General features: G+C 37.5%; 21 protein-coding genes. 20 read left to right on the forward strand and 1 reads right to left on the reverse strand.

All coding sequences use genetic code 11. The features are described 5' to 3' along the window. Positions 1-11: 11 nt before the first annotated feature. Genes ACERCG_RS02340 through ACERCG_RS02375 form a run of 8 tightly spaced genes read left to right on the forward strand, consistent with a single transcriptional unit; the run spans position 12 to position 8,294 of the window. Positions 12-1,271: a cytidylyltransferase domain-containing protein gene (locus tag ACERCG_RS02340; protein ID WP_373610465.1), complete on the forward strand. Its 1,260-nt coding sequence runs from the start codon at positions 12-14 to the stop codon at positions 1,269-1,271. After that, complete coding sequence (gene neuC, locus ACERCG_RS02345; protein ID WP_373610466.1) at positions 1,272-2,432, forward strand: UDP-N-acetylglucosamine 2-epimerase; 1,161 nt, start codon at positions 1,272-1,274, stop codon at positions 2,430-2,432. A gap of 33 nt (positions 2,433-2,465) precedes the next feature. Next, positions 2,466-3,671: an oligosaccharide flippase family protein gene (locus tag ACERCG_RS02350; protein ID WP_373610467.1), complete on the forward strand. Its 1,206-nt coding sequence runs from the start codon at positions 2,466-2,468 to the stop codon at positions 3,669-3,671. Continuing rightward, complete coding sequence (locus ACERCG_RS02355; protein WP_373610468.1) at positions 3,668-4,606, forward strand: glycosyltransferase family 52; 939 nt, start codon at positions 3,668-3,670, stop codon at positions 4,604-4,606. The genes ACERCG_RS02350 and ACERCG_RS02355 overlap by 4 nt, the downstream gene beginning before the upstream one ends. 1 nt (position 4,607) lies before the next feature. Continuing rightward, a complete protein-coding gene (locus ACERCG_RS02360; protein WP_373610469.1) occupies positions 4,608-5,393 on the forward strand; it encodes a glycosyltransferase family 25 protein in 786 nt (261 codons plus the stop codon). A gap of 9 nt (positions 5,394-5,402) precedes the next feature. Continuing rightward, positions 5,403-6,617, forward strand: a complete 1,215-nt coding sequence (locus ACERCG_RS02365; protein ID WP_373610470.1) for a hypothetical protein — start codon at positions 5,403-5,405, stop codon at positions 6,615-6,617. Further along, positions 6,610-7,494 carry a glycosyltransferase family 2 protein gene (locus ACERCG_RS02370; RefSeq protein WP_373610471.1) on the forward strand — a complete coding sequence of 295 codons (885 nt, stop codon included), beginning with the start codon at positions 6,610-6,612 and terminating at the stop codon, positions 7,492-7,494. The genes ACERCG_RS02365 and ACERCG_RS02370 overlap by 8 nt, the downstream gene beginning before the upstream one ends. Next, positions 7,494-8,294, forward strand: a complete 801-nt coding sequence (locus tag ACERCG_RS02375) for a glycosyltransferase (RefSeq protein ID WP_373610472.1) — start codon at positions 7,494-7,496, stop codon at positions 8,292-8,294. The genes ACERCG_RS02370 and ACERCG_RS02375 overlap by 1 nt, the downstream gene beginning before the upstream one ends. A gap of 43 nt (positions 8,295-8,337) precedes the next feature. On the opposite strand, the gene msrA is transcribed toward ACERCG_RS02375, so the two are convergent. Then, positions 8,338-8,844, reverse strand: a complete 507-nt coding sequence (msrA, locus tag ACERCG_RS02380) for a peptide-methionine (S)-S-oxide reductase MsrA (protein ID WP_373610473.1) — start codon at positions 8,842-8,844, stop codon at positions 8,338-8,340. Positions 8,845-9,035: 191 nt separating this feature from the next. Between msrA and ACERCG_RS02385 the strand changes: the two genes are divergently transcribed. The 12 genes from ACERCG_RS02385 (at position 9,036) to napF (ending at position 21,311) form a co-directional block, all read left to right on the forward strand. Continuing rightward, positions 9,036-10,298 carry a NupC/NupG family nucleoside CNT transporter gene (locus ACERCG_RS02385; RefSeq protein WP_373610474.1) on the forward strand — a complete coding sequence of 421 codons (1,263 nt, stop codon included), beginning with the start codon at positions 9,036-9,038 and terminating at the stop codon, positions 10,296-10,298. A gap of 147 nt (positions 10,299-10,445) precedes the next feature. Continuing rightward, a complete protein-coding gene (deoC, locus tag ACERCG_RS02390; protein ID WP_373610475.1) occupies positions 10,446-11,222 on the forward strand; it encodes a deoxyribose-phosphate aldolase in 777 nt (258 codons plus the stop codon). Between the two features lie 26 nt (positions 11,223-11,248). Beyond that, positions 11,249-11,968, forward strand: a complete 720-nt coding sequence (deoD, locus tag ACERCG_RS02395; protein WP_373610476.1) for a purine-nucleoside phosphorylase — start codon at positions 11,249-11,251, stop codon at positions 11,966-11,968. Positions 11,969-12,151: 183 nt separating this feature from the next. Next, positions 12,152-13,093 (forward strand): N-acetyl-gamma-glutamyl-phosphate reductase, encoded by a 942-nt coding sequence (gene argC / locus ACERCG_RS02400; RefSeq protein WP_373610477.1) that lies wholly within the window; start codon positions 12,152-12,154, stop codon positions 13,091-13,093. A gap of 76 nt (positions 13,094-13,169) precedes the next feature. Beyond that, complete coding sequence (gene argB, locus ACERCG_RS02405) at positions 13,170-14,024, forward strand: acetylglutamate kinase (protein ID WP_373610478.1); 855 nt, start codon at positions 13,170-13,172, stop codon at positions 14,022-14,024. Between the two features lie 33 nt (positions 14,025-14,057). Continuing rightward, entirely contained in the window at positions 14,058-14,900 is an 843-nt protein-coding gene (locus ACERCG_RS02410) for a hypothetical protein (RefSeq protein WP_373610479.1), read from the forward strand. Between the two features lie 8 nt (positions 14,901-14,908). Beyond that, positions 14,909-16,090 (forward strand): aspartate aminotransferase family protein, encoded by a 1,182-nt coding sequence (locus tag ACERCG_RS02415; protein WP_373610480.1) that lies wholly within the window; start codon positions 14,909-14,911, stop codon positions 16,088-16,090. A 166-nt stretch (positions 16,091-16,256) separates the two neighbouring features. Beyond that, entirely contained in the window at positions 16,257-18,671 is a 2,415-nt protein-coding gene (locus ACERCG_RS02420) for a DmsA/YnfE/YnfF family dimethyl sulfoxide reductase (RefSeq protein ID WP_373610481.1), read from the forward strand. Between the two features lie 9 nt (positions 18,672-18,680). Next, entirely contained in the window at positions 18,681-19,298 is a 618-nt protein-coding gene (locus ACERCG_RS02425) for a DMSO/selenate family reductase complex B subunit (RefSeq protein ID WP_373610482.1), read from the forward strand. A 1-nt stretch (position 19,299) separates the two neighbouring features. Beyond that, positions 19,300-20,136, forward strand: a complete 837-nt coding sequence (locus ACERCG_RS02430) for a DmsC/YnfH family molybdoenzyme membrane anchor subunit (RefSeq protein ID WP_373610483.1) — start codon at positions 19,300-19,302, stop codon at positions 20,134-20,136. Positions 20,137-20,187: 51 nt separating this feature from the next. Beyond that, positions 20,188-20,787 carry a Tat proofreading chaperone DmsD gene (gene dmsD, locus ACERCG_RS02435; RefSeq protein ID WP_373610484.1) on the forward strand — a complete coding sequence of 200 codons (600 nt, stop codon included), beginning with the start codon at positions 20,188-20,190 and terminating at the stop codon, positions 20,785-20,787. Between the two features lie 5 nt (positions 20,788-20,792). Further along, a complete protein-coding gene (napF, locus tag ACERCG_RS02440) occupies positions 20,793-21,311 on the forward strand; it encodes a ferredoxin-type protein NapF (protein WP_373610485.1) in 519 nt (172 codons plus the stop codon). Positions 21,312-21,313: the final 2 nt, after the last annotated feature.

The following is a 21,313-nucleotide window of genomic DNA, read 5'->3' on the forward strand; positions in this document are numbered from 1 at the left end:
CGGTCAAATTTATGAAAAAAATTGCAATTATTACAGCCCGTGCTGGCTCAAAAGGCTTACCAAATAAAAATGTATTGTTGGCATATGGTAAGCCCCTAATGGCTTATTCGATTGAAGCGGCGATTGAGTCTAAGCAGTTTGATAAAATCATTGTGAGTACAGATTCGCAAGAATATATTGATTTACTGTCTCATTATCCGATTGAATTTATCAAACGTGCCGAGCATTTAGCCAGTGATAAAGCGAGTTCGTTTGTGGTAATCGAAGATGTATTAAATCAATATAAACACGTTGATTTTGACTATTTTGTGCTACTTCAGCCAACATCGCCGTTAAGAACCGCACAGCATATTCAAGAATGTTGCGAGAAGTTTGAGCGTAACTTTGATAAGTTTGATTTCATCGTATCGGTATCTGATGCCCATAAACCGACTACGCTTACCCGTGTGATTGAAGAAGATGAAAGTTTAAAACACTTCCAGCTGGATTATTCAAATTATGCACGCCAGCTTTATCGCCCTGAATATTCGCCAAATGGTGCAATTTTTTCGGCAAAACCGACCGCTTACCTAGAGCAAAAGCACTTCTACGGAGCGAAATGTCTTGCCTATTTTATGGATAAAGATGTTTCGATTGATATTGATGATCGCCAAGATTTTGAGTGCTTCTACTTTATTCTGCAACAACGCAATAAAGAAAAAATCTTGCTTGAAACCATCAAGCGTTCAATTTTAATGAAAAAAGAGAATTTCAACGAAGTCAAAGAAATTGCACTTATCGGTCACTCTATTATTGAGTATTGGCATATTGAACATTTAAACGGCAAAGCAGTCAATAACTTAGGCATTGCAGGTATTTCAACAAAAGAATATAACGAGCTGATTTTAGATAAAGGTTTAATTTCGGCTTTACCGAAAGAAGTGGTATTGATGTTTGGTACAAATGATCTTGTTCGCCAAGGTTGGAGCGATGAGAAAATTCTTGCGGACATCAATCATTTAATTAATCGATTAAAAGCAATCCGTGCCGATATTGAGATTTCATTCTTAGAAATTACCCCAACGGCATTTAGGGCAGATCGCAATAACAATGACATTCGCTTGTTAAATCAATATCTGAAAGATAATTTATCGGTAAAATGGATTGGGTTGGATAAAGCCTTTAGTGATAAATACGGCAAGTTAGATCTCAATTACAGTGATGACGGCTTACACTTAAATGCAAAAGGTTACGAAAAATTAACCGCTATTTTGGAAGAAGAATTAAAGTAAATGAAAAATATCGCATATATTACAGGCTCGCGTGCAGAGTACGGCATTGTTAAGCGTTTATTAAAAAAATTAGAGCAAGATCCCGAGCTTAATTTCTCGCTTGTGGTAACCGCAATGCACCTTGCTCCGCAATATGGCAACACAGTTACTGTGATTGAACAAGATGGATTTGAGATAGCCGCTCGCATTCCGCTTACCTTAAATAGTGAAAATAATCAAACGATTATTCACTCTATGGCGGAATGTTTGGATAAATTCGGTGAGCATTTTCAACAACATAAATATGATGCGGTTATTGTGTTAGGTGATCGCTATGAAATGTTAGCGGTGGCAACAGCGGCGGCAATGCATAATCTGTCTCTTATTCATTTGCACGGTGGCGAGCAAACTTTAGGCAATTATGATGAATTTATTCGCCACTGCATTACCAAAATGTCTAAATTGCATTTAACTTCAACGGAAGAATATAGACAGCGTGTGATCCAAATGGGTGAATTGCCAGAAAATGTGGTGAATACTGGCTCGCTTGGGGCAGAAAATAGTTTAGGCTTAGTGCTGCCAACCAAAGCGGAATTAGTTGAGCAGTTAGGCATTCCAAACACACCGTATTTCTTGGTGGTTTTCCACCCTGAAACTTTAACGGATGTATCAGTATTAGATCAAATTGAGGCACTTTTAAATGCCTTTGAGCAGTTTAAAGACAAATACCAATTTGTGTTTATCGGCTCAAATTCAGATACTAATTCTGAGCAAATTTACGCCCGTTTTAAAGCCTATACCGACGAAAACCAATTTAAGTTTTTCACCTCTGTAAAACCAGAGGAATATTTAGCCTTGATTAAATATTCTCAAGGCTTAATTGGCAATAGTTCATCAGGCTTGATTGAAGCTCCGAGCTGTGGTGTGGGAACACTTAATATTGGCAATCGCCAGCAAGGAAGAGTGCGTGGCGAAACAGTTATTGATGTAGAAAGCAATGAACAGTCCATTGTTCAAGGCATTGAAAAATTAATTTCTGCAGAGTTCCAAAACCGCTTGTCTGAGATGACTAATCCATATTTTCAAGACAACGCAATGGAAAAGGCTTACAATGCCATCAAAAAATTCTTGGCGGATAGCAAAAACAGCCAGCCGAAAGGATTTTATGATGTGAGCTTTTAACAAGCGGTCAAAAAATTAGAATAATTTTCAATTATGAAAGCAGTTAAAGACGGCGTTATTTACTTAATCGGGGAATTGGCTTCTAAGTCAATTCCTTTCTTGCTCTTACCCTACTTCTCCCGAAAATTAGGGGTGGAGGGCTATGGGGAGCTTTCTTATTACCAAACGTTCTCCGCTTTGTTTGTGATTTTTATCGGACTTAGCCAAGATGGAGCAGTAGCCCGCTATTTCTATTTCTATGGCAAACGTTCGCTCAATTTAGTACTGACAACGGGATATTTATACACGCTTTTTGCAACGAGTATTATTCTATTAGGCTGTTGGTATTTTAAATCTGAAATCATTGCTTATGTGGCGATAGGGGCGATGTTTCAATCCTTTTTGAATGTGCAATTAAGCGTTAGGCAGTGCCAAAAACAGGCGGTTTCTTATGCAACCATTCAGTTAATGTCCGCTGTTTTTTCAGCAGTTATTACTGTTGCGATGATGGAATATTTTAAAACAGATTTGGTTGAAAAGCGGATTTTGGCGATTTTAATCAGCAATGCGTTAGTCTTTTTCATCGCTTACCTGCTTTATGCTAAAAAAAGCAAAATAAAAAAATTAAGCATTACTCGCTATAAAACCGCCCTATTTTATTTAATGGGCTTTGGTTTGCCGTTAATTTTGCACCATTCAAGCATTTTCTTAAAAGGGCAGCTAGATCGTATTTTTATTTTCCATAAATTTAGCGAAGCAGATTTAGGCTTATACGCAATGGGTGCGCAAATTGCATTTATTTTAGCTATTGTCATTCAAGCCTTAAATAAAGCAACGCTCCCATATTTTTATGAGGCATTAAAACAGAAAAGAATTAATGTGAGTCATATTCATAAATGGGCGTTTTATGCGTTATTTATTGTGCCAATTCCTGCACTTGTGATGTGGCTTATTCCTGAAGAAGTGGTAGTATGGATTTTAGGTAACCAATTTGTAGGCACAAAATATTATATAATTCTCTTTTTAATTGCGACAATGCTGGTTGTGCCTTATTTAATTTTAGTAAATTATTTATTCTTTTATGGCAAGAATAAGCTTATTTCGCTTTGCTCTATTTTATCGACCATTTTCTATTTGGTCGCTTTATTTGCTTTAACCTTTACCCAAATAGAATATATTCCTTTTGCAGCCATTATTGGAGCAGTGGTAATTATTCCAATTCTCTATGTAATGACTGCGAGAGTAGGAAAAACAGTATGAATTTAATTATTTGTTGTACCGCTTTGCAGGTGTTGATTGCAGAGAAAATCATTGAAATACACCCGAATGAGCCATTTTTCGGCGTAATGCTCTCAACGGTTAAAAATGCGAAATTTGATTTCTACCAAGCTCGCTTGGAGAAAAAATGCCAACAATTTTTTACAATGCAACAACATAGCGAGCGTATTCAGCTATTAAAAGAAATTCTTTATTTAAAATCGACCTTTGGTGGTAAACAATTTAATAAAGTATTTCTAGCGAATATCAATGAGTTAGAAATTCAATTTTTGCTTAGTGCGATTAAATTTAATGAGCTAAATACCTTTGATGACGGCACAGCAAATATTGTAAAAAGCAGCCTTTTCTATAAAGAAGAAAATATAGGGCTAAACCGTAAATTAATTAATCTGTTTTTAGGGAATAAATACAGTCTAGAAAAACTGAAAAACTTATCTAAAACACACTATACAATTTATAAAGATTTTTCCAATATTATTGAAAATACAACTTACCTTGATCTAATCAGTTCAAATAAAGTCGCTAATATAGATACTGAAAATGGTAAGGCAATAAACATTTTGCTCGGTCAGCCAATTTTTGAGCGAGAAGATGAGAAAAACATCGCTTTAGCAGAGAAAGTGATTAAAAAGTTTGATATTGATCTCTATCTACCTCACCCAAGAGAAAAATATAAACTCAATAATGTAGAATATATTAATACCGATTTGATTTTAGAAGATTATATCTTCCAAGAATTTAGTTATAAAAAATGCCGAGTTTATACCTACTTTAGTAGTGCTGTTATTAATATTTTAAATAAAAGCCCAAATATTGAGGTGGCTGCTTTAAGAGTAGCAGTAGATAACCCAGCCTATATTGAAACTTATGAGCTTTTTGAAAAACTAGGCATTAACATTATTGATATTCGAGAATAAGATGAAAAAATATTTAATTTCATTAGAAAAAGATGAAAAAAGACGAGAGCTTTTTTTCTCTCAATCCAATACGGCAGATTTTGAAGTCTTTAGTGCCATTAATACGATGAGTAGTGATTGGGAAGCCTTAAATACCCGTTTTGATTTAGCAAAATTTGAGCAACATTATGGGCGTAAAACCACGAAAGGCGAAGTAGGCTGTACATTAAGCCATTTATCTGTTTATCAAAAAATAACAGAAGATAGTACAATTCAAAATGATGATTACTGCCTTGTGTGTGAAGACGATGTGTTATTTGCGCCAGACTTTCAAAAGCATATTGACGCTTTATTAGCACAAAATTTAAAAGCCGATATTATTTTAGTTGGCCAATCTAAAATCCCTAGTTTCAATGATGTAGAATTAGAAATTAATTATCCAACCACCTTTGGTTTTTTACAAAAACAGATTGGTAATAGCCAATATAAATATGCTTACCCTTACCGTAATTATTTTGCCGGCACAGTTGCATATTTAATTAAAAAATCGACCGCTTGTAAGTTTTTAGCACAATGCTCAACAACTCGCCCTTACTGGCTTGCTGATGATTTTATTTTATTTGGTAATAAATTCAAATTAGATGTGTTAATTGTTCGCCCATTAATGGCGATTGAAAACCCTGTTTTAATCAGTAATTTAGAAGATTTACGCGGTTCACTCAATAATAATTTATTTAAAAAAGCAATGAAATACCCGCTTAAAAAATTATTAGCGATTAAACGTAATCTAAGCTCATTAAATTCATAATAGGTTAATATGTCAGCACTGTTTAATTTATTTTATATTTACGACCCTTGGTTTTTCCACTTTCTGCGAATGGCATTTGTGGTAGGTTTATTGGCTTGTGGTTATGTAGCTTTTCAAGTGATGAGAGGAAAATCTAACGGCATTATTATTCCGAAAGATAGTTTAATTGCCATTATTGCTTTAATTGGCTTTAGCATTATTCCACTATTAATTAACGGCACAAAAGAAATAGGCGTATTGGCAATGTATGTCAAAATGCTGATTTTATTTGTGTTTGGCACTGCTATTTATAATATTTTTTACCGAACTGAAAACGGTAAAGCTTTATTTGTTCGTGATCTCAAAATAGGTATTGCTATTCAATGGATCTGCGGTGTGGTTGCCTTATTAGGCGTGCCGTTTATGGTTGATTTTCTATTATCCAGCAATGCAATGATGCCACGTTTTTTGGGTTCTGAACAGGAATATAGACTTTATAATATTACCTCGTCAGCGTTTTTCCAACTAAGTATTTTTTACTTAATGTTACTACATTTTTTATTAGCCTATAATAAAAAAACAGACTCAATCAATGAGTGGTTTTTATTTTTAATTTTATGTATTGGGCTGATTTCAGGTAGAACATTTTTATTAGTATCGGTAATTAGTATCGCCCTTTATTTTAAATGGAAATATCTATTTCCACTTATTGCTTTTACGGCATTAATTCTATTTTTAGCCATTGTTTTCCCTGAAAATCGTTATATAGGGCATGCTTTAGAGCCGATAATTAATATTGTCAATATAGTTTCATCAGAACAAAATGTGGCTGATATTTCTCAAATTAGTTCATCCAGTGAGAATTTAGTGAAAAACCATTTATTTATTCCAACCTTGGGTCAATTTATTTCCGGTGATGGTTTATATTATACAGAAACGGGTGGCTATTACGGCGGTTCAGACTCAGGCTATATTCGCCAAGTATTATATGGCGGTTTAAGTTATATGCTAGTTTGTTTTGCATTTACAGCCTATTTTGTGCGAAAAGTGGCGGTAAATTGGTTTGAGGGAAGCTGGATTTTTACCTTATCAACACTCGGCATTTTGGCTATTTTAAACATTAAAGCAGATACTTTCGCTTTCCCAGGATTGATGATGTTGTTTTTAATGTTCTTATCCTTATTTGGAACAAGCGGTCGAAATTTAATCTTATTTTGCAAAAATAAAGAGGCAAAAAATGTTTAGTATTATTGTGCCTTCTTATAATCGTAATGAAGAAATTAAAGCATTATTAGAAAGTCTAAAGCAGCAAACGGTTTATAATTTTGAAGTTGTGATTGTTGATGACTGCTCTAAAGAGCCTGTGGACGTGAATGATGATTATCCTTTTGAGGTAAAAGTTATTCGTAATAATCCCAATGTTGGGGCAGCTCAAAGCCGTAATGTTGGGGCGAATAATGTCAGCCGAGAGTGGTTGCTATTTTTAGACGATGATGATCGCTTTATGCCTGAAAAATGCGAGCGATTAGCACAAGAAATTGCAGAAAATCCAACCGCTAATTTTGTGTATCACCCTGCAAAATGTGAGATGGTAAATGAGGGTTTTACTTATGTAACCTCGCCATTTAAGTATAAAAGTGAATTGACGATAGAGAACATTCTTAAAGCGAATAAAATTGGCGGAATGCCGATGATTGGCTTGAAAAAAGCACTCTTTTGCAAAATTGGCGGATTATCTGACCGCTTGCGTTCCCTTGAAGATTATGATTTCTTACTGAAATTATTGGAAGAGCCAACTTTTGAGCCACTTTATGTGGACGAGGCTTTGACCTATTGCACCTTCCATACTAAACGTTCAAGTGTTTCAACAGATACCAGCAACACCGAAAAGGCAATTGAGTATATAAAACAAACCTATATTCAAACCCCTGAACAGGCAGAAAATTTTAAATTAAACTCACTTTATATTTTAAGTTATCCGCATATTATGAATTTATCCCGCAAGGCAGCAGGTTATTATTTTGAAATGTTCAAACAGACAAAAAATATCAAACAGCTGATTATTGCCCTTGTGATTTGTGTTTCGCCGAAGTTGGCGATTAATTTAAAAAGGTTTATTTAATGAAATTTTCCGTTTTAATGTCGTTATACATTAAAGAACAGCCTCAATATTTAAGAGAATGTTTTGAAAGCCTAAAAGCTCAAACTCGCCAAGCAGATGAAATTGTTGTCTGTTTTGATGGGGCTGTTACCCCTGAATTAGAAGCGATTGTGGAAGAATATAGTGCAATTTTGCCGATAAATGCGGTGAAATTTCCACAAAATCGGGGTTTAGGAAAAACCTTAAATGATGGCTTGACTCATTGTGCCAATGAGTGGGTTTTCCGAATGGATACCGATGATATTTGTTTGCCTGACCGTTTTGCAAAACAGGTGGCATTTATTGAGAAAAATTCAGAAGTGGTGATTTTTGGCGGGCAAATTGCGGAATTTGGGCAAGATATTAATGATATTGTGGCTTACCGCAATGTGCCAACCACAGCAGAAGAAATTATTAAATTTACTCGTACCCGTTGCCCGTTTAACCATATGACGGTAGCCTATCAAAAATCAAAAGTGTTGGAAGTAGGTGGATATCAAGACTTACAAGAAGATTACTATTTGTGGATCAAGCTCATCGCTCAATTCAAACAAGTCGCAAATTTACCTGATTTATTAGTCTATGCGAGAGTGGGAAACGGAATGGTAGGCAGACGCCGTGGAAAAGCCCAAGCAGAGGCAGAATGGCGTTTATATAAACTCAAAAATCATAGCCAAATCCACGACCCGATTTCCGGTTTTGGTATTTTCTTAATGCGGGCAATTCCACGATTATTGCCGCTATCTATGCTTAAAGCCATTTATGGACTATTGAGAAAATAAAGCAAAAAGAAACCACAGATTTTACCCTGTGGTTTTTTGTTATCTATTGATTCTTCAAAATCTCATTCATCAACTGAATATCAATATGGCAATAGCCCGTTGGGTTTTTCACTAAGTATTCTTGATGATATTCCTCAGCTGGGAAGTATTGTTCCAACATCTGATTTTCTACCGCGAGCGGTTTATCAAATTGAGATTGTAATTCGCTTAAGGCTTGGTTAATCACTGGTACATCTTGAGGATCGGTATGATAAATACCGGTGCGGTATTGAATGCCGATGTCGCCGCCTTGCTGGTTAATACTCACGGGGTCAATCACTTTAAAGAAGTAGTCTAATAGTTTTGCTAAGCTGATTTGGTTAGCATCATAAGTTACTTTCACGACTTCTGCGTGTCCACTGCCTGCACATACATCTTGGTATGTTGGGTTGTCTGTATTACCGTTGGCATAGCCCGATTGAGCTTTGATTACACCTTTAATACGTTGCATAAAAGACTCTACGCCCCAGAAGCAGCCGCCCGCTAAATAGATTTCACGAATGTTTTGCATATTTTCTCTCCTATAATCCTTCAATTTTAAAGCATCAGTAAAAATTAACTAAAATTATACCTCTTGTAAAACACAATAATATATATTTTACCGATTTCAATTATAGATAATTGCATTTTTTACAAGATTTTTTACGCAAAAATAGGTATAGTATCGCCACCTTTTTTAATCAATTTATAATTAGAGGTTCTATGGGTACTCTTAACAGCCTTTTAGGCATTATTGTTTTATTATTCATCGCATTTTTATTTTCGAGTAATAAACGCTCAATAAATGTGCGTACAGTATTAGGTGCGTTAGCGTTGCAAATTGCAATTGCGGCATTGGTGCTTTATGTACCGGCAGGTCGTGATGCATTAAATGCAATGGCAAGCGGTGTTTCTAAAGTTATTTCTTATGGTAATGAAGGTATTTCATTCCTATTTGGTGGCTTAGTCAGCGACAAAATGTTTGAAGTGTTTGGCGGTGGCGGTTTTGTCTTTGCTTTCCGTGTGCTTCCTGTGATTATTTTCTTCTCGGCATTAATTTCATTGCTTTATTACATCGGTGTAATGCAATGGGTAATCCGCATTTTAGGTGGATTATTACAAAAAGCGTTAGGTACATCTAAAGCGGAATCAATGTCTGCGGCGGCGAATATTTTCGTTGGTCAAACCGAAGCTCCACTTGTGGTAAAACCCTTTATCAGCAAAATGACTGAATCTGAACTCTTTGCGATTATGTCGGGTGGTTTAGCTTCTATTGCTGGCTCAGTAATGGCAGGTTATGCAGGAATGGGTGTGCCTTTAACCTACTTAATTGCAGCATCATTTATGGCAGCACCGGCAGGTTTATTATTTGCGAAAATTATGGTGCCACAAACAGAAACATTTCGTGATGAGTTAGAGGCAGTTGATTTAGAAAAACCAGCTAATATTCTTGATGCGGCTGCTTCAGGTGCGTCATCAGGTATGCAGCTAGCCTTAAACGTAGGGGCGATGTTGATTGCTTTCGTAGCGTTAATTGCCTTAGTGAATGGTATTTTAGGTGGTATTGGTGGCTGGTTCGGCTATGGCTCATTAAACTTAGGTCAAATTTTTGGCTGGATATTCAAACCACTTGCTTGGGTAATTGGCGTTCCTTGGGAAGAAGCTGAAATTGCAGGGCAGATGATTGGTCTAAAATTAGCGGTTAATGAATTTGTAGGCTACTTAGAGTTTGCAAAATATTTAGCACCTGAATCAGCCATTCAGTTAAGCGATAAAACCATCGCAATTATTACTTTTGCACTTTGTGGTTTCGCTAACTTCAGTTCTATTGCTATTTTAATCGGTGGTATTGGTGCAATGGCTCCAAATCGCCGTGGTGAGATTGCACGACTTGGTATTAAAGCCGTAATTGCAGGTTCACTAGCGAACTTAATGAGTGCGACTATTGCAGGCTTATTTATCGGCTTAGGCGGTGCAGTTTTATAATCTGAATAATGAATAAAACCACTAGAAATAGTGGTTTTATCTTTTTTTATTGAACGTAAACGGTTGCTTGGGATTTGTCTATTTACAAGTGGTCAGATTTTTATAAAAATTTACTGAATCATTCATTTAATTAAAAAGGAGAAGCTTATGAGTCTAAAAAATTCAGCTGAGATTGCACTTTCTTTGATGGATCTCACTACATTAAATGACAATGATACAGATGAAAAAGTCATCGCACTCTGTGAGCAAGCTAAAACCGATTTTGGAATACCAGCGGCAGTATGCGTTTACCCATGCTTTGTGCCAATTGCACGTAAAACGCTAAAAGCACAGGGGATTGAGCAAGTAAAAATAGCAACGGTAACTAATTTCCCACACGGCAATGATGATATTGAAATTGCTATTGCTGAAACCAAAGCGGCAGTGGCTTATGGGGCAGATGAAGTTGATATTGTTTTCCCGTATAAAGCATTAATGGCTGGGAACGAGCAAATTGGCTTTGAATTAGTGAAACAAGCTAAAGCAGTGTGCCAGGCAAGCAATGTTTTACTTAAAGTGATTATTGAAACGGGCGAGTTAAAGTCAGCAGAACTCATTCGTAAAGCAAGTGAGATTTCAATTCGAGCAGGGGCAGATTTCATCAAAACTTCAACGGGTAAAGTGCCTGTAAATGCGACCCTTGAATCAGCTCGCATTATGCTTGAAACTATTCGTGATTTAGGTGTGGCGGAAACAGTAGGTTTTAAAGCCGCAGGTGGGGTAAAAACCAGTGAAGAGGCTGCAGAATATCTATCGTTAGCTGAATCGATTTTAGGAAAAGAATGGGTAAATAGTACCCATTTCAGATTTGGTGCTTCGAGCTTATTAGCGAATTTGTTAGCGACGTTAAATGATGAACAGCAACAGACTGTTCAAGGTTATTAATTTTTATTTATTAAGAGGAAAAAAGTATGGCAACTCCACACATTAACGCACCTGAAGGTGCATTTGCAGACGTTGTATTAATGCCGGGCGATCCGCTTCGTGCAAAATATATTGCTGAAACCTTTTTAGACGATGTGAAAGAAGTAACTAACGTACGCAATATGTTAGGCTACACAGGAACTTATAAAGGTCGCCGCATTTCTGTGATGGGACACGGTATGGGTATTCCATCTTGCTCAATTTATGCTAAAGAGTTAATTACCGAATATGGTGTGAAAAAAATTATTCGTGTTGGCTCTTGCGGTGCGGTGCGTAATGATGTTCACGTTCGTGATGTGATTATCGGTACAGGTGCTTGTACAGATTCTAAAGTAAACCGCATTCGTTTCCGTGATAACGATTTTGCGGCGATTGCAGACTTTGAGATGACATTAGCAGCATATCAAGCAGCACAACAAAAAGGCGTGAATGTACGAGTAGGGAATTTATTCTCAGCAGATTTATTCTACAGCCCAGATGTTGAAATGTTTGATGTAATGGACAAATACGGCATTTTAGGTGTTGAGATGGAAGCGGCTGGTATTTATGGTGTAGCGGCAGAATTTGGTGCGAAAGCATTAGCGATCTGTACCGTTTCAGACCATATTCGTACAGGTGAACAAACAACGGCGGAAGAGCGTCAATTAACCTTCAATGATATGATTGAAATTGCATTAGAGTCAGTTTTAATTGGTGATAAGCAATAAGCGGTCATATTTCTACAATTTTTTGCAAAACCCTAACAGTGCTAACGTTAGGGTTTTTTATTAGTTTTGGTGAATAAAAAATCATTTAATCTGAATTATTATGCAGAAATAAACTTGAGTTTAGAGAAAAATAAACTTAGACTACAAGCAGATAAATAAAGATTAAAGATAGAAGGATTTTCAATGAGCAAATACAAAATTTTTGTGGACGGTGCAGTTGGCACAACAGGGCTACGCATTCACGAACGTTTAAGCCAAGCAGAAGATATTGAGTTATTAATTTTGCCCGAAGAGCAGCGTAAAGAGTTAGACGCTCGTTTAGCCAAAGTGGCAGAGGCGGATTTAACTTTTCTTTGTTTGCCTGACGAAGCCTCAAAAGAATTAGTAGCGAACGCACCGCAAAATGCTCGAATTTGTGATACTTCAACCGCTCATCGAATCGATCCTGATTGGGTTTATGGTTTTGCTGAATTAACAGGACAGGCAGCAAAAATCAAAAATGCCAACCGTGTTGCCGTGCCGGGTTGCCACGCTACAGGCTATATTGCATTAGTTCGCCCATTAGTGGAAAAAGGTGTGTTGCCTGCAGATTATCCATTAAGTTGCCATTCACTTACAGGCTATTCGGGTGGTGGAAAAGCGATGATTGCGGATTATGAAAATCCAAATCGTGGAGATGCCTTGAATGCACCTCGTGCTTATGGATTAGCATTAAAACACAAACATTTGCCTGAAATGAAGGCTCTTACGCAAATGCAAAATCCGCCGATTTTTACCCCAGTTGTCGCAGATTTCTACAGCGGAATGCTAGTTACTGTGCCGTTACCAATGTCTGTATTACAAGTGGTGAAATCTGGCGAAGAAATTGCAAATCTGTTGGCAGATTATTATCAAGATAGCCAATTAATCAGCGTTCACCCTTTCCAAGATTTACCTGAAGATGGAATGCTCTCAGCCAATGCTTTTTCAGGCAAAGACAGCCTAGAGATTTTTGTATATGGCAATGAAACACAAGTTTTACTCGCTGCCCGTTTCGATAATTTAGGCAAAGGGGCATCTGGTGCTGCGGTGCAGTGTATGAATATAATGCTTGGAAGAGAGGAAATCTCTGGACTAAATATCTAAACGTAGGGACGCACTGAGTGCGTCCATTATATTGATGAGGACACACGCAGTGTGCCCCTACAAGAAGAGAAATAAAATGCAACTACAAGAAATCAACCAGCTCGTAAATTTATTAGAAAAATCAACCGCTTGTCTAGCTAAATGGCAAGATAAAATCATCGTGGTGAAATATGGCGGTAATGCGATGATTAACGAAGAGCTGAAAAAATCGGTAATGGCGGATATTTTATTGCTAAACCGTTTAGGCGTGAAAGTGGTGCTGGTTCACGGTGGTGGGCCTGAAATTTCGCAAGGGGTAAAATTATTAGGCAAAGAACCGCAGTTTATTAATGGATTGCGTGTAACAGACAGCGATACCATCAATGTCGTGCTGCAAATGTTAGCAGGTAAAGTAAACAAAAGCCTCGTTGCATTACTGAAAGGCAAAGGCATTGGCTTATGCGGTATTGATGGAGCAATGTTGCAATGCAAAAAACTAGAAGCCGATGTAGATTACGGCTTTGTAGGCGATATTGTTAAAGTTGATCCAACTGTGATTGACATTGCTCTAAACGCAGAGCTAATTCCTGTGATTTCAACGGTGGGGGTTGATGAAATGGGGCTGGCTTATAATATCAATGCCGATACCGCAGCGAGCGAAATTGCCATTGCACTAGGGGCGGCAAAATTGGTTTCAATGACGGATATTGCAGGCTTATTGCGAGATCGTTTTGACGAAAGTACCTTAATTCCAGAGGTGGAAGTTTCCGAAGTTCAAGGCTTAATTGATCAAGGCATTATTGCGGGCGGAATGATCCCTAAAATCGCTTGCTGTACTGATTTTATTAATGCAGGCGGCATTGAGGCAAATATTATTGATGGCAGAATAGACCACGCCATTCTAGTTGAGCTTTTTGGCGGTAAAAATGGTACACGTTTTTATAAAGCCTAATTTGCAAAATAGTGAGAAAATTTAACCGCTTGTATGAAATTATTGCTTAAATATTTCGTCTGTGCTTTGTCTGTTATCGGCTTAGTTGGGCTAGTTTACTATTTCTCTTCTTATGAGTTTAGATTGAAATCAGAAGCATCAATTGGCGACGCTCAAGCTCAATATACTTTAGGTTCGGGATATTTTAACGGGGAACCGAATGGTTTAGTATTCGACCCTCAAGAGAGCTTAGCGTGGCTTGATAAGGCGGCGAGTCAAGGTCATCAAAACGCACAGTTGATGTTAGCTGAGGTGTATGCTGATTCAGATTATTATCCACAGTTTTACGATGAAACCTTAGCGTTAAAATGGCTCAAAGAATTAGAAAAAGGGGAATTGGAGAAAGCAACTGCATTTCACGCAAAAAAACTGCGATTTCATCTTTATGCCGATGGTGCAACCTTCAACAAGCGGTCAGATTTAGTCAAAAATTGGCAAATGAAAATAGAGCAAAAAGCATTTGATAGCGGAAGAAACGAGGCGGCAGACCTATTATTTCAAGTGTTTTATCAGCTTGAGGATTATGAAAGAGCTTACCAAGTTGCTCAAACGCAGTTAAATAACGAACTGACTAAAGGTTATTATTTACATTATGTTGCAATGGCAACCATTGAGGGAAGGGGAACTGAGCAGAACTTAACCCAAGCCACTCAGCTATTTAAACAAGCGATAGAAAACCATCAAGATTATCGAATATATTACCTAGCAGAAGATTTTGTGGAAACTAATCAGCTAGATAAGGCACTCTACTTATATGGCTTACTTTGCGAAGTGGAACATTCAGCGAATAGCGAACGTGAAAAAGCCTGCGAAAAGTTAAAATCATTACAGAAATAAGGAAAAATATGACAAGCAACAACATCAAACAATTAGATAAAGAGTATATTGCCCAAACGTACGGCAGATTTGATTTAGCCCTTTCACAGGGCAAAGGCTGCGATGTGTGGGATTTTGAAGGCAACCAATATTTAGATTTTACTAGCGGCATTGGGGTAAACAGCTTAGGTTGGGCTGATGATGACTGGCTTTCGGCTATCACAACTCAAGCAGGAAAATTACAACACACCTCAAATTTATTTTTTACTGAACCCTCAAGCCAATTAGCGAAAAAATTGGTGATTGCAAGCGGTCTAAAAAGATCATTTTTTTGCAATTCAGGGGCGGAAGCAAACGAGGGAGCAGTAAAAACAGCTCGCAAATATAGCCACGATAACTATGGCACTGGGCGTTCAACGGTTTTAACCTTAGTCAATTCATTTCACGGCAGAACGATTTCAACCTTGGCGGCAACGGGGCAAGATGTGTTTCATCAACACTTTTTCCCCTTTACTGATGGCTTTGAATATGTGCCTGCAAATGATATCGAAGCACTCAAAACACGTTTAAATGCCAATGATGTATGCGGTATTTTAGTTGAAGTAGTACAAGGCGAGGGCGGTGTTTGTGCTTTAAATAATGATTACTTGCAGGCGGTGCAGTCGCTTTGCCAACAAAAAGATTTAGTCTTTATTATCGATGAAGTACAAACAGGCATTGGGCGAACAGGCACAATGTTTTCTTACCAACAATTTGGTTTGCAGCCTGATATTGTAAGTCTTGCCAAAGGCTTAGGCGGAGGATTACCGATAGGGGCTTTTCTGTTAGGCGAGAAAGTGGAAAATACATTAGGCAAAAGCGATCACGGCTCAACCTTTGGCGGCAACCCTGTTGCCTGTGCTGGAGCAAATGTTGTATTAGATAAAATCAATGCTGAATTCTTACAAGAAGTACAACGAAAAGGGCAATCTCTACAGCAAAAATTACAAGTTCTACCAAAAGTAAAATCGTTATCGGGCTTAGGCTTAATGCTTGGCGTGGAATTTGAAGAAAGCGTTTCAGCTTCTGATGTGGTGGCTAAATGTATTGACAAAGGTGTACTATTTTTAACCGCAAAAAGTAAATTAAGATTACTCCCACCGCTGATTATTTCTGATGAGCAGATTGATAAGGGGATTGCTGTCTTGAAAGAGGTGTTGGAAAGTTATTGATCCCAAATAAGGTTGCATTAATAATAGCCTTTAGTATATTGAGGATAATAGAAATACATATCATTAGCAAGTATTTGATTTTATTAGCTTTTTGATTTCAATCAAAGTTATTTGTACTCCTTTTAGGTTAAAGTTACTTTAGTTAATTTTCGTGGAGGGAAATTATATGAGTGATTTTAACCTAAATCGTCGTCATTTTCTTAAAACTGCCTCTGCAACAAGCCTAGCGGCAGCATCTGGTTTATCTCTTCCTTTTTCAGCTAAAGCTGAGTCTATTCCCGTTCAAAATACAAGCGATGAAAAAATTGTATGGAGTGCTTGTACCGTAAACTGCGGTAGCCGTTGTGCGTTACGTATGCACGTTAAAGATGAGCAAATTACTTATGTAGAAACGGATAATACAGGTACAGAAACCTATAATGTGGATCATCAAGTTCGAGCTTGTTTGAGGGGGCGTTCAATGCGTCGTCGTGTATATAATCCTGATCGTTTGAAATATCCGATGAAACGTGTGGGTAAACGTGGAGAAGGAAAGTTTGAGCGTATCACTTGGGATGAGGCCTTAACTACCATTGCGGATTCATTGAAGAAAAACATTGCAAAATATGGTAATGAAAGTATCTATTTGAACTATGGTACAGGGACTTTAGGTGGCACGATAACGCAATCTTGGCCACCAGGTTCAACATTAGTTGCTCGTTTAATGAACTGTATCGGTGGTTACTTAAATCATTATGGTGATTATAGCACAGCACAAATTGCGGTAGGACTAGATTATACCTACGGTGGAGGCTGGGCATTAGGTAATGGAATGGCTGATATAGAAAATACTAAACTTATTGTGCTATTCGGTAATAACCCAGCGGAAACCCGTATGAGTGGTGGTGGATTAACTTATTGTATTCAGCAAGCTAAAGAAAAATCTAATGCCAAATTAATTATTATTGACCCTCGTTATACCGATACCGGGGTTGGTAGAGAAGATGAATGGATTCCAATTAGACCTGGAACAGATGCCGCATTAGTTTCGGCTATTGCCTATGTGCTGATTACTGAAGATTTAGTGGATCAACCATTCCTTGATAAATATTGTGTAGGTTATGATGAAAAAACATTGCCAGCAAGTGCTCCAAAAAATGGTCACTATAAGGCTCATATCTTAGGACAAGGCAAAGATGGTATTGCAAAAACGCCTGAATGGGCTGCGAAAATTACAGGTATTCCTGCTGATCGTATCATTAAGTTGGCTCGTGAAATTGGTTCAACTAAACCTGCTTATATTTCTCAGGGCTGGGGGCCTCAAAGGCGCAGTAATGGGGAAATTCTTTCCCGTGCAATTGCAATGCTCCCGATTTTAACTGGTAATGTTGGAATTAGTGGGGGAAATACAGGTGCACGTGAAAGTTCTTATGGTCTTCCTTTTGTGAGAATGCCAACTTTAACTAATCCGGTCAAAGCTAGCATTCCAATGTTTCTCTGGACAGATGCTATTTTCCGAGCAACAGAAATGACGGATAAAACAGATGGTATTCGTGGTGTTGAGCGTTTAACTGCACCAATTAAAGTCATTTGGAATTATGCAAGTAATTGCTTAATTAACCAGCACGCTGACATTAATCGTACTCACGAAATTTTACAAGATGAGTCTAATTGTGAGCTGATTATTACCATTGATAATCATATGACTTCAACGGCGAAATATAGTGATATTTTATTGCCAGATTGTACAACATCTGAGCAGATGGATTTTTGTTTAGATGCGTTCACATCCAATATGAACTACGTCATTTTTGCGGATCAAGTGGTTAAACCACCATTTGAGTGTCGCAATATCTACGATATGTTAAGTGATTTATCTGAAAAATTAGGAGTAAAAGAGCAATTTACAGAAGGAAGAACACAAGAGCAATGGTTACGTCATATTTATGAACAATCAAGAGAGCAAATTCCTGAATTGCCGACTTTTGATGAATTTAGAAAACAGGGAATTTTCAAGAAAGTCGATCCAAATGGCTTTTATATTGCTTATAAAGATTTCCGTGAAAATCCAGAGGCTAATCCATTAGCAACACCATCAGGCAAAATTGAAATTTATTCAGAACGCCTAGCTGAAATCGCTCAAACGTGGGAGTTGGATAAAGATGAAGTTATCCACCCATTACCTATTCACGTAGATAGCTTTGAGCATTATGGCGATCTGTTAATAGAAAAATACCCTCTACAGGTATGTGGTTTCCACTATAAGGCTCGTACGCACTCTACTTATGGTAATGTTGATGTATTAAAGGCTTCTAATCCGCAAGAAGTTTGGATTAATCCGATTGATGCAGAGCCAAGAGGAATTAAAAATGGCGATATGCTCAAAATTTTTAATGACCGTGGAGAAGTACATATCAACGCTAAAGTTACGCCTCGCATTATTCCTGGCGTTGTTGCATTAAGTGAGGGGGGCTGGTATGCACCAGATAATAAAGGGATTGATCATGGCGGTTGTGTGAATGTACTCACTACACAACGCCCATCTCCTTTAGCCAAAGGTAATCCGCAGCATTCTAACTTAGTACAAGTTGCAAAATTATAGGGGTGAGTTATGGAACAATATGGTTTTTATTTCGATTCTGAACGTTGTACCGGCTGTAAAACGTGTGAGTTAGCTTGTAAGGATTATAAAGACTTAGGTACAGAGGTTAATTTTCGCCGAATTTATGAATATGCTGGCGGTAATTGGATACAAGATAGCAATGGTTGCTGGAATCAAGATGTCTTTACATACTATATGTCGATATCTTGTAACCATTGCGATGCCCCCGCTTGTAGTAAAGTCTGCCCAACAGGTGCAATGCACAAAAATGCGGATGGTTTTGTATTAGTTGATGATACTAAATGTATTGGTTGCCGTTATTGCAGTATGGCTTGTCCTTATGATGCACCACAATTTGATGTGAAAAAAGGACTAATGACGAAATGTGATGGTTGCTACTCCCGAGTAAAGGAAGGTAGCAAGCCAATTTGTGTAGATGCTTGCCCATTGCGTGCGTTGGATTTTGCCCCTATTACCGAGCTTCGTAAAAAATATGGTGAGCAAGCCTCTATTGCTCCATTACCACCAGCAGATTTTACTAAACCGAATTTGGTTGTAAAACCGAATAAGAATGCTCGCCCAAGTGGCGATAAAAGTGGCTTCTTAGCAAATCCAAGGGAGGTGTAATATGAACGGACTACACGAATTACCTTTAATTATTTTCACCGTTCTTGCTCAAGTGGTAGTGGGTTGTTGGCTATTATTTAGTTTTGTTCTGTGTCGTGATAATTCAGAGCAAAGTCGCTCTTATTTGCATAAAATGCTGTTTATTCCCTTAGTTTTATTAGCGATTGGATTTATTGCATCAGTTATGCATTTAGGTTCGCCACTAAAAGCATTTAATAGCTTAAACCGTGTTGGACAATCAATGCTTAGCAATGAAATTGCAAGCGGAGCAGCCTTCTTTATTCTAGCAGGTTTGTATTGGATATTGGCAATTTTAGGTAAGATACCAAGAGGAATTGCAAAAATTTGGCTAATTTTGACCGCTTGTATTGGCTTACTTTTTATGTATATGATGAATAACCTCTATCATATCAATACTGTGCCAACGTGGAATACGGTATTTACCTCGTGGCAATTTTACTTAACGGTTGTTATTGGTGGTAATGCGTTAGGATATGCACTATTAAAAAGTAATCCTTATCGAGAATATCCTCTTTGCTACTGTTCTTGGATTTATTTTATTGCCGTATTTTTAGCAGCTATAGTGGTGATTTATCAAGGCTTTAGTTTAAGTCAAATCCACAGTTCAGCTATGCAAGCAACAGCTTTAGTGCCAGATTATGCGATTATGCACGCAGTTCGATTATGTCTATTAGGTTTAGCAGGTATTTTATTATTTAAGGGTAAAAATACAATGCTTTTAGGAATAGCTGTCATAATGATGCTATTTGCTGAAATGATTGGCAGAACCGTGTTTTATGGCTTACATATGACCGTTGGAATGGCGGTGGCAGGATAAAATAAAGGGCGAATTATTCGCCCTTTGAGAATTTTTTATATTCGAGGTGGTATGGATAAAGTATTATTAGAATGGATTTCCTTAAGTGGAAGATTATTAGGAACACTATTTTATTATTCGCCAAATGAGCTACAGGCTCAGGCTGTATTATCTCTATTTTCTGAGTCAGAGTGGGCACAACAATGGCCAATTCAGCATTCAGAAATACCTGCCTTGATTACTAATGGGCTGAAACAAGACATCCCTAGAGATTATCAAGCATTGTTTATTGGTCCAAATGAACTAGCTGCACCACCTTGGAGTTCTGTTTATTTAGATGAAGAATCTGTCATTTTTGGTGAATCGCTATTAAATTTAAGGGCATTTTTGCAAAAGCACCAGATTAGCTTTTCATTAGGAACGAATGAACCTGAAGATCATTTTGGATTGATGTTAATGCTATCCGCCTATTTAGCTGAAAATAAACCAGAACTGTTAGCTGAATATTTAGGTAGCTATTTATTAAATTGGGCTTATCGCTATTTAGATTTATTAAGTGAACAGCAAGATTATCCTTTTTATCAAGGGCTGGCATTACTTGCTAAAGATACACTACACTCTTGGCAAGAGCAGGCGAACATAGAAGTTATCCAATCTCAACTCTATCGGTAATGAATATGCAAGCTAGAAATGAACAGTATTATGAGGCATATTTAAGCCATAAACAGATTTCAAGGCGTGGATTGTTCCGCACGTTATTTAACTCTGTAGATAAAGGGCAGAAAGAATATAATGCTCGTTTAGCTCATCGTCCGCCTTTTGCTGCGGAGGAACATCTATTTCTAGTTGCTTGTACTGGCTGTGGAGATTGCACTCAGACTTGCCCACATAATTTAATTCAAATTCAGCAAAAAAAAGCGGTTTTAGAGCTAGATTATATGAGCTGCAGTTTATGCGGAAAATGTGCCGAAAGTTGCTCTACTAATGCTTTAAATATTGCCTTCAGACGAGATACTGGGCTTCGCCCAAGTGTCTCTAATGAGTGCTTAGTTAAGCAAAATCAGCCTTGTACTATGTGCCAAGATCAATGTTCTCAGCAAGCTATTTCTAGCAATTTGACGGTGAATAATGAACTATGTAATGGTTGTGGAGAATGTAAGATAAGTTGCTTTTTATCAGCTATTCAACTAGTTTAATC

This window comes from Mannheimia sp. E30BD (genome assembly GCF_041807785.1).
Lineage (GTDB): Bacteria > Pseudomonadota > Gammaproteobacteria > Enterobacterales > Pasteurellaceae > Mannheimia.